The 9,100-nt window shown below is 57.4% G+C and carries 10 protein-coding genes and 5 pseudogenes; 2 read left to right on the top strand and 13 right to left on the bottom strand.

The annotated features are described in order from the left end of the window. Nucleotides 1-156 precede the first annotated feature (156 nt). Complete coding sequence (traM, locus tag BBW68_RS08725; RefSeq protein WP_070135008.1) at nt 157-552, bottom strand: conjugal transfer relaxosome DNA-binding protein TraM; 396 nt, start codon at nt 550-552, stop codon at nt 157-159. A gap of 432 nt (nt 553-984) precedes the next feature. On the opposite strand from traM, the gene BBW68_RS08720 reads away from it, so the two are divergent. Next, complete coding sequence (locus tag BBW68_RS08720; RefSeq protein WP_070135006.1) at nt 985-1,461, top strand: transglycosylase SLT domain-containing protein; 477 nt, start codon at nt 985-987, stop codon at nt 1,459-1,461. Nucleotides 1,462-1,507: 46 nt separating this feature from the next. Here BBW68_RS08720 and BBW68_RS08715 read toward each other — a convergent pair. From BBW68_RS08715 to BBW68_RS08675, 8 genes and pseudogenes are all read right to left on the bottom strand, one after another. Beyond that, nucleotides 1,508-2,038 (bottom strand): annotated as a pseudogene (locus BBW68_RS08715) (antirestriction protein). A gap of 478 nt (nt 2,039-2,516) precedes the next feature. Beyond that, nucleotides 2,517-2,891: a hypothetical protein gene (locus tag BBW68_RS08710; RefSeq protein ID WP_070135004.1), complete on the bottom strand. Its 375-nt coding sequence runs from the start codon at nt 2,889-2,891 to the stop codon at nt 2,517-2,519. 61 nt (nt 2,892-2,952) lie between these two features. Next, entirely contained in the window at nt 2,953-3,276 is a 324-nt protein-coding gene (locus BBW68_RS08705) for a theronine dehydrogenase (RefSeq protein ID WP_070135002.1), read from the bottom strand. Then, the gene (locus BBW68_RS08700; RefSeq protein WP_070135000.1) at nt 3,273-4,001 is read right to left on the bottom strand and encodes a plasmid SOS inhibition protein A; all 729 of its coding nucleotides are present in this window, start codon (nt 3,999-4,001) and stop codon (nt 3,273-3,275) included. The genes BBW68_RS08705 and BBW68_RS08700 overlap by 4 nt, the downstream gene beginning before the upstream one ends. Next, nucleotides 3,998-4,331: pseudogene (locus BBW68_RS08695) on the bottom strand (conjugation system SOS inhibitor PsiB family protein). Before BBW68_RS08695 ends, BBW68_RS08700 begins: the two are co-directional and overlap by 4 nt. A gap of 49 nt (nt 4,332-4,380) precedes the next feature. Beyond that, nucleotides 4,381-5,478: pseudogene (locus BBW68_RS17820) on the bottom strand (ParB/RepB/Spo0J family partition protein); the annotation flags it as partial. Nucleotides 5,479-5,841: 363 nt separating this feature from the next. Next, nucleotides 5,842-6,240, bottom strand: coding sequence for a DUF1380 domain-containing protein (locus tag BBW68_RS08680; RefSeq protein WP_245675239.1), 399 nt, complete (start codon nt 6,238-6,240; stop codon nt 5,842-5,844). A 63-nt stretch (nt 6,241-6,303) separates the two neighbouring features. Continuing rightward, nucleotides 6,304-6,735, bottom strand: coding sequence for an antirestriction protein (locus tag BBW68_RS08675; protein WP_070134996.1), 432 nt, complete (start codon nt 6,733-6,735; stop codon nt 6,304-6,306). 127 nt (nt 6,736-6,862) lie between these two features. Here BBW68_RS08675 and BBW68_RS19715 point away from each other — a divergent pair. Then, nucleotides 6,863-7,068, top strand: a pseudogene (locus tag BBW68_RS19715) (hypothetical protein). A gap of 89 nt (nt 7,069-7,157) precedes the next feature. Here the strand turns inward: BBW68_RS19715 and BBW68_RS08670 are convergent. From BBW68_RS08670 to BBW68_RS08655, 4 genes and pseudogenes are all read right to left on the bottom strand, one after another. Then, nucleotides 7,158-7,919, bottom strand: a pseudogene (locus BBW68_RS08670) (hypothetical protein). A gap of 48 nt (nt 7,920-7,967) precedes the next feature. After that, complete coding sequence (locus tag BBW68_RS08665) at nt 7,968-8,378, bottom strand: DUF1380 family protein (RefSeq protein ID WP_070134994.1); 411 nt, start codon at nt 8,376-8,378, stop codon at nt 7,968-7,970. Nucleotides 8,379-8,422: 44 nt separating this feature from the next. Beyond that, a complete protein-coding gene (locus BBW68_RS08660; protein WP_070134992.1) occupies nt 8,423-8,644 on the bottom strand; it encodes a hypothetical protein in 222 nt (73 codons plus the stop codon). Further along, nucleotides 8,644-9,100: DNA methyltransferase (locus BBW68_RS08655; RefSeq protein ID WP_245675238.1), on the bottom strand; the 457-nt coding region annotated here is incomplete at its 5' end. The genes BBW68_RS08655 and BBW68_RS08660, both read right to left, overlap by 1 nt.

The raw sequence follows: 9,100 nt of genomic DNA, 5'->3' as shown, positions 1-9,100 counted from the left end.
CTGGTACTTAGGGGGGCAATCCCTGGGTACCAGCGATTCGACAAAACTTGCCGACAATCAAATTTTAGTTAGGACACTGATAAAATATACCTTTACCTTCAGTAATTGTCATTAAAAAAAACACAGTTAAATGTGATTTTTAAGACATCTATATAGTTAATCATTATCGGTTTCTTCACCTGACTCTGGAAAGAAGGTTTCCACGATCTCTTTAACATCATCTCGAATATTCTGAACCATTCCCCTGAACTCAAACTTATCGTTTCCTGCAATATGTGGACTCATGGACTCCATTGCGAGAAGCTTACTGGAAATAAACTGTGCTTTAAGTACGGCTTCAAGAATAGTTTTATTGAAAAGCATCTGGTTGAACGGCGACTCCTTGCGCTCCATTTGCGCCTCATAGACACGCAGACCTAGTTCGACGAGCATCGATATAACGCTTGAACTACTGACATCTTCTTTCCTGGCCCCCTCTGCACGACGCTGTTCGACGATAGCATTTATTTTATTTACCACGTCGTCGCTTACATATGCTTGTATCTTTGCCAAAGCTCATCTCCTTTTTTCTGTGCTGTGGAAGGATATTATTTTGACTGTCGAGTAGCGCCTTCCCACCGTCAATACATCCGGCGGATTGTAGGCGATTCATCCAGTGGTTTTATGACGAATCGTCGGCGATTCACATGGCAAATTGCCGACAATTCACCATCACACAACGTTATGAAATATATATCGTGAATCGTACATGAATCATCAATGAATATCCAATGATTCATACAGTAGTCGCAAATGAATCTTATAAACTTCCACTCTGGAACTGAGTGGAATTTAAAAAACATAAGTGCATGACTTGGAAGGCCAATCAGCAAAATTTTAATTTTGCGTGGGGTGTGGTGCTTTTGGTGGTGAGGAGTGCATATTAGTTGAGTCTGGGCATGGGATGGGTTAACGTATTTCCGGCATGGTGACCGGAGGGAAGAAATGAAACGGATTGCTCTTACGTTTTTAACGTTGGCTTTTTCTGGAATGTTGAACGCTGCTGATTGTTTTAATCTGGCAGGAAGGCATTATCATATAGATCCGGATCTGCTTCGGGCAATCTCCTGGAATGAATCGAACTTCCGCACAGACGTTAAAGGCTACAATCCTGTTTCGGGTTTTGGCTCCGGACTTATGCAGGTGGACTCCCAGCACTTTAACGAACTGGCTCGTTATGGAATAAAACCGGAGCACCTTCTTTCCGATCCGTGTATGAATATCTACACCGGGACTTACTATCTTGCAATTGCATTCAAAAAGTGGGGAGTCAGCTGGCAGGCCGTGGGGGCATATAATGCAGGTTTCCGGAAAACAGAAGAACAGGCGCAGAGAAGATATGTCTATGCCAGAAAAATTGAGGCAACATACCGGGCGATAAAGAAGAATAAAGACTCAGGGCAGACTCTCTCAAAACAGTAAAAAGACCTCAACAGGAGGTCTTTTTATTCATCCAGTATTTATGTCGTCAATCAATAGCCCGATAAATTAAATATGCTTCAGGGTGTTTTATGATACTGATGTAGTCTTTCAGTGTATCCTGACGAGCGACGAGGTGTTTACAGACTTTCGAATATTCAGGCCCCATATCTGCAACCTGTCAGGACAACCAGTTCATGATCATCAGGGTCGCAATAATTCCGGCAGCATCGGCACCGACCTCTGCTTCAAAGTAATTACCAGGAATAACCATGTTATAGCGCTGTTCACCTTCCGGTGCGATATATCCGGTTTGCGTCGTGGTGAATCTGACACAGTTCGGAGCAACGTTTCCTCCGGTGCCCTGCGGAATAATCCAGTAATTCCAGAAACCGCCATCATAATCTGAATGCTGACGTAACCAGCTGGCAATCATATTATCAGCAGAAGGCGTAAAAAAGAGCGCAGGAATAAAATCAAGACGTTCATCGCCATCTGTAACACAATAGCGCTGTCGTTCATCGACTTTAAATTGTTCGGCTGATTCACGAGTGGCGGTTTTGACGTTTAATGTGTGCATTCTAATTTTCTCCTCATTGGGTTATTACATCGTTCGACTTCATCACTGAGCGGCAAAGGGCTATGAGCAGCTGATGGGGAGGAAATAAAGGGGCGCGCAGCGTTTATATACCCCTTTATTTCCTCCCCGGCTGATGCTAAAAGCAGCCCTCCGCGAACTGATGAAATCGGGCGATAGTCACACAAGGAGAATGCACACATCCCGTAACGGAAAATCGGCGTAAGACGAATTACCGTTACGGGCTTCAGAGTGGCGGTAATTTATTACCGCCACGGTGAAAGCGGCGCGTCCATTCGGGATGCAGCAAGCGTGAATTTGAATTTACGTCAGCAACTGCCACCATAATTCGCAGCGTCCGTTCTTCAGAGGAGATTCACTGCAGGGTATTACAAAGCGTAAGGGGCATAAAAAAGAGCAGCTATACCGCAGGCATAACCGCTCTTGTCACTTTCCAGCCCTCACGCTGGCGTATTCTTTGTTACCTTCGCCTCCAGAACACCCAGCCACTGACCAGAATCAAAGCACCGCTCAGCACCGCCAGATTCGGCAAGATGGTGTCGAATGCACTGCTGAAAACTTCATCGGGGTTATGTTCCCCCCAGAATTCCAGCTTGTATCCGATGCCCCAGACAGAAAACGCCAGTCCAGAAGCCACAATTCCCCACTTAAAGAGAAACAAGAGCACGTTGTCCAGCATACCAGGCGGATCGCGCCAGGTGATAACCAGCGCAATCAGGGAACAGTTTGCCACCCCGGCATAGTACGCCGTACTTCCGAACATCTTCGGCGCCGCGTAATGTATGACCAGCGTAAACAGGCCATTTAACAGCGCGACCAGTATCCAGTATCTCATCTCTAAATTATCCCTTTTAAGCACCCTGCCGACCGTATTCTGGCAGAATATGATATCAGACTCAGTGAGGCGACTTTCCCCGAAAATAATCTGGTCGCGCCGTCAGTTCCCGCTCAATCAGCTCATCAGCAAACAGCGGCGCGATCCTGTTAACACGACGCGCCAGATTCCGTCGCCGCGTGGCCGCCTTTCGCTCGTCGGTCCAGCGCCTGATCTGTCTGTCACACAGAAAATCAACGCAGACGGCATATCCGGCTCCGGCCACCCACAGTGACATCACGGACTCAGGGACGGGTTTACCCGCCTCCACCACTTCTGACGCAAGCTCAGGTTCACCGGGACAGGGACCGGGACGCTTCCAGCGCAGCGAGTAACGCCACTTCATACCCGGCTCCGCATTGTCAGCTTGTTGGGTACCATCCAGCGCTCCAGCTGCCTGACAGACTCAGTGCTTTCCCGCGCCAGTGCACCCGTTTCAGCTATCACCGTCCAGAAAGGCTGGTTCTCCGTCATCCAGCGCTCCACTGGCGCCAGTGACGGGAAACGCTCGCTCCAGCGCCAGAACATCTCCTCCAGGTCGTACTGGCGCAGTTCAGTCCCCGACCAGCGCGCGCTCCAGCTGCTGACCGTTTCCGGCGTATGGAATGCCAGCTCAATCTCCGCCTGCCCCGCCAGCGCCTGGTACGCCCGCTCACGCTGACACCGTTCCTTGTGGCGCTGGCGGGTGTATTTTTCATCCCGCAGGGCGTCCTGACAGCGAACCCGCTCGGTCTGCTGAAAGGCCACCTCCGGAAAGAGGCGCTGACCGGCACCGACGGGAAGCGGCAGCCAGCAACGCGTCCCGCAACTTTCAATCAGGGCATCGATGGCACTGAGCCAGCTGTCCCTGCTGCCCCGCAGCTCCCGCGCCGTCAGCACCGGCGCAAAATGATGGATTTCCCTGATAGTGATGCGCGTGCTGCCCGTGAGCCGGCGAAAAAAGGCGCTGGCATACGGGTACGCCGCAGACAGCGAGCCGCGTGACCGCCTGCGCTCAACCTCGGCGATGGCTTCCATCGCGGCGCGTCGCTCAGGACTGAAGGGAACCAGTGACAGGTTTGCAGGTATCATGCCGCGCCCTCCGCTGCCAGAATACTGATGATGCTGGCCTGACTGTATCCGTCCGCATCGAGACGCGCGGTCAGGCTGACGGTGTGGCTTACAAGCTCCGGCAGGTAGCCGCTCAGGGTACGAATGACGGAGAACGGGCGACCGCTGGCGGGAACGAACACCACCATCCACGCCGGACTGATGGCTCCCGGACTGCACACGGCAATATGACAGGTCATGCATGACGGCGTGGGTCAGTTCGCGGCGGAAGTCCTCGCCGCTGTCCCGCCAGTCCTCAAACTCATCACAGGACATCGTTTTCAGTACATCGGGGGTCAGAACAGTTTGCATAACTATCTCCTTATCGCCGCCCTGTTCACTCAAGGGCGGCTCTCCGTTATCAGGCGGCGTGTGCCGTGTTGGTGGTGTCGTGGCCAGTGCTGTCGGTATCTGAAGCCGCGTCGTCTGCACCGGATTCAGCCGCTGGTTCTGGTCCTTTCAGCCATGCCGGAACCCAGCGGGTGTGCTGCATAAAGTGTTCCGCATGCGCTGCAGCGTCGCCCTTCTTCATCTTCTCCGCGTCACCCGCCGCGCCCGTCAGCCCCGCCTCTTTCAGGGAGGCGACAATCTGCGGATGTTTCAGGCTGCCGAAGTAGTTGTCCTTCGTCGGCTGCCACCAGTCGCGCAGGTGGAAGCCGATTGCCGCCTCGACAGTATCGAGTGTACTGCGGGAGGTGTGCCCCATATCGCGGGTCTGTACCCCGTCCACGGAACAGGCCGTGCAGAAGGCCATGAGCGACATCAGAACACCGCCGTCAAGGGCAAAAAAGGTGGTGAAGTCCTTCTCCCACCCCTCCGGCAGCAGGGCTTTCAGCCTTGCCTGTTCGATCATGAGCTTCTCAAACGCTGCGCCATCCTTACCGGACGGGGCGTTCTCCGTCAGGCTTCCGTGAGACGCGGTGAGGCTGATACGGAACGGATGCGTCGTGGTCAGACAGCCTGAAAATACGCAGGTGCACATGCGCCAGACCATCAGCGCCACCGCCTTTTCGGGCTGCTGCATCAGCGCCGCCTGGACTGCCAGCGTACGCTCGGAGGTCATTTTCGTGAGCAGCGGAACGCTGATCCCCTCTGCGGCGTCGGGCTGGCGCGAGGTGAACGGCACCGTTACGCTGCTGGTTTCGGTTTCTTCCGGCATATCCGCTTTCAAGCGAACTCCGCGCTGCACATACACCTGCCCTTCGTACAGGCTGACCATCACCCCCGCGCCTGACTTCATGTCGTCAGTCCACGCGCTGACTTCTGCGGCCTGTTCGATGGCTTCGATCTCAGCTTCCAGCGCGTCCGTCTCGTCACAGCGGGAATCGTATCCGTCCCATTGCTCACGGAGTTCATTAAGGCGCTGCTGCTGCTCAGGGGTGTATACAGGCTCGGGTTCAACAGGCTGCACGAACTCCTTACCGTCTTCGCCGTGGTACCAGATACGGGCGGCGCAGCCGTTCCGGCTGCTGCAAGCCAGCCTTTGACGTTGCGTCAGGGATGGACACCCGCTGCCCGGAGGTTTACCGGAGGGCCGGGCCATGACGGCGAAGCTGGCATGGTGCGAAGCATGACAGCCCGCCCGGACGCCCGCGGTGCCGGTGAGGGTATCCCCGTTCAACACCACCGCTGGAAGAGCATCGGTCGTACCACGCAGTCCTTCATCTTTACGCCCGAAAGGTCAGTGAAACGGTGCTCCCGTACGCCGGCGGGCGGCGCGTCAGCGCGGCCGCTGGCGGCAGGCCCGTGGCCTGCGGAAGGGGTTTTCGCGCGCGAACAGGCGGCGGCGGAATAACACCGCCCGCACGGGGCGGCGCAGGGGTTACGCAGAGGGGGAACCGAGCACCAGTTGCAGCGTTTCCACTGCGGCGCAGGCCTCACCCGATATGTCATCGACGTGGCTCATTCCCCTTTCTATCAGCGGCAGCAGTAAGCGAAGTTCGTTTTCAGGAATGGCTATCTGACGCGGCGCGCGCTCTGCGACAATCTGACGCAGTTCTCCCGAAACAAAGTCCTGGCCGATGCCGTAGCGATACATGATGTCGCAGTCAGCCTCCCCGATAGCCTGAAGCACTCGCGCCGTTTCTGCGATGGTGGGGTTGTATTCCGCGCCAGCCTCGCGCACGTCTTCCGCAGTCCAGGTGATAACGGCCATTTTTTCGTTGTTTTCGTGCGTTTTCAGCAGCGCAATGCAGATTTCACTCACGGTTCCGTACATCATTTATGCTCTCCGGTTAATTTGTTGTTGTCGCATGAAGGCGGGGCGCATCGCGCCCCGTCGGCATCAGTCAAGGGCGCGATAAATGGCGCGGCTTTCGCGGTGGGTGGCCACAATGCTCATGAGCTGCTCATAGCGGCGGATGTAGTGGCGACAGGCGTCCCGCTCGTCGTGGTGGTCGTGCATCCAGCTCCGGTGATTAAGTACCAGCGCGGTGACGACAATCCCCGCCGCGTCGCCCGACATTTCCCCCACAAAGCCGTTATCGGGGTTAAATACCGTCACGCGGTCTTCATCGGGGGCAAGATAGCCCGCCCCCTGCGGGAGGGTGTTAAACGTCCACTCGCCGCCGTCATAGTCACGAATGTATTTTGCGGCATAGGCGTAAATACAGGCTTCTGCGGTCAGGTAGTCCGCGCCAAACAGGACGGGCAGGAAGGAAAAGCGCGCCTCGCGGGCGACGGGGGAAACGGTCGGGCAGGTGTGCGTGCGTAACATTGTGAGCCTCCGGTTTTACATGAGATGCGACACCGGGCGGTGCCGTGACTCCATAACAGACGGGCGGTCAGTCACGAATGCAGGGGCGCAAGGGAAGCCGCAGCCTGACGCACGCGGCGGACGGGAGTTGCAGGGTGAGGCCGCGAAACCTGAGCGGGCGAACAACCGGAAAATCACGGCCGACGGGAAGGAAGGACCGGGTGACCGCCGCGTTCACTTTACCCTTGCATTCGTGACAGCCCGGCTAAGATGGAGTCACGGCACAGCCCGCACGCGCACGGTGCAGGCAGAGGGCGTTTATCACCACAAGGCCCGACGCGGCGGGCCGGGTGACGCGGAGCCGCCCGGCGACATCCTTAGTGGATGTTGTCATCCCGCGCCGGTGAACGCGGGGAAGGTTTTTCCCTCCCCTTCTTTTACGCTTACTGCGCGGGCATCGCCCGGGCCTCGCTCATGACCTCACGCAGGACGCGGCGATCAAGCCAGCGGCGTGCGGGGTCGCCGGGGAAACGCAGCACGTCTGTGATAACGCCTGCGGCCTTAATATCTTCTTCCCGCTCGTTAACCACGGTGAGCAGCACCGGGCAGAACCGCGCCCCGCGCACCAGAACCGCTTCAAGGACGGCATCCAGCTGTTCCGCGTCGTCCTCATCGAGCCAGTTTTCGTGGTCGTACTCGTCGGCGAGAATGCGCCAGTCACCGAAGCGCCTGTCCATCAGTCGCGGCGTGGCGGAGGGTTTGAGCGCGGCGGCGAGGCGGCGGGCGTCCTCCCGGACGATGTTGCAAATCGCATCAATGCTGCCTCTGAGGAAGGCCAGCAGGTCGTCACATTCCGCCGCGGTCAGCCATTCCTGCGCAAACGGCAGGTGAATCGTCATGGCATCGGCCAGGCGCTCCGGGTGTGTATCGCGTTTCGCGGGGTACAGATACAGCCAGGCAGGTGTTCCCGTCAGTCACCGGGCGCTGGCGGTCAGCAGCGCCGCCCGGCCATACGTCAGCGGCTGGCAAAGATGCGTGACCAGCGCCAGAATTTGCGCGGCATCGAGGGAGCCGCAGGCGACAAGCCAGCCGGGCATCTGTTCGGGCGCGACGGGCATCATATCCACGCAGGGCGGCCAGCCCGCATCCTGTAGCATCCGGTCGCCGTGGCGCAGTATCAGCGCGTTCAGGGTGTCATTTCTCATTGTTCTGCTCCTTCGGATAGCGCCCCGCCATTCAGCGGGGCGAACGGGTTAAGCGGCGATTTCGTTTTCCAGCCAGGTAATATCTTTCTGAGCGTCGGCAACGCTCGGGTAGTGCTGTCGCACAAGGGGCCACGCCTGCGCGTCTTCCCCGCTGAGCGCCCGTGCAGCGATATCCACCACCCGCGCCAGCGTATCGACGGGGACGCTCACGCGCGGGGCGTTCGTGCCAATCCCGGCATACAGCGCCTGAACGGTGCGGAACGACACGCCGTCTTCGGTATGCTCTCCCGTTCCCGCGCGGCCGATAAGCTCAAGCACGGCTTCGGCTTCGGCCTCCGTCATATTCTCCGCCTGCGCCATCACGTCCTGCTTCGTCCAGACCAGCAGGGCGATGCGCTCCTCGTTGCCAAACATGCGTTTCAGCTTTTTGTTCAGCTCTTTACGGGTTCCGTACAGCATGATTTGTTCTCCACTTTGCTGTGGGGCGGCCTCGCCGCCCGGGTTCAGTCTCTGAATGATTCATCAAGCAACAGGGCGATATTGAAAGCCTCGTCCATCAGGACGCTGATACGGCGCAGGCTCACGCCAGCCAGCCGTTCCGGCAGCCCGTCATGCCGGTAGTGGTATTTCTCTTCCAGCACGTTCAGGGTGGTTTTCAGGTCGCACATACTGTTCGCCAGCCCGGCGATATCGCGCCGCAGCCCTTCGTGTCCGTCGTAGTTCATCAGGCGGCCTCCGGCAGCCAGTCGTCGTTCGCTGCCGGGGTGTTCACGGCGCGGCGCATCGCGGCCAGCCGTTCGGTGCCGGCCCGGTGGTACTGTTCCAGCATTTCGATGCCGATATAGCGCCGTCCGGCGCGGTATGCGGCGACGCAGGTCGAGCCGCTGCCGGCAAAGGGGTCGAGCACAATCGCGCCGGGGGCGCTGAATGACTCAATCAGCGGCTGGAGCGCCTCCACCGGTTTCTGGGTCGGGTGTAGCGGGTTGCCGGTATACGGGAACGGCAGCACGTCCGGCAGCGGTTTTTCAGGCGGCGTCGGTCGCCCCTTGGCGAGCATGTACGCCCCTTCATGGCGGTAATCCACAAATCCGCGACGCCCCTTCGCGCTGCGGCGGTTGGAAGCATAGGTTTTGGTGAACACAATCTGGCCAACGGCATAGAACCCCGCCGCTTTCCACGCG

Source organism: Candidatus Erwinia dacicola (genome assembly GCF_001756855.1).
Lineage (GTDB): Bacteria > Pseudomonadota > Gammaproteobacteria > Enterobacterales > Enterobacteriaceae > Erwinia > Erwinia dacicola.
The sequence above is the reverse complement of the archived record's forward strand: the minus strand, read 5'-3'. Positions and strand labels throughout refer to the sequence as shown.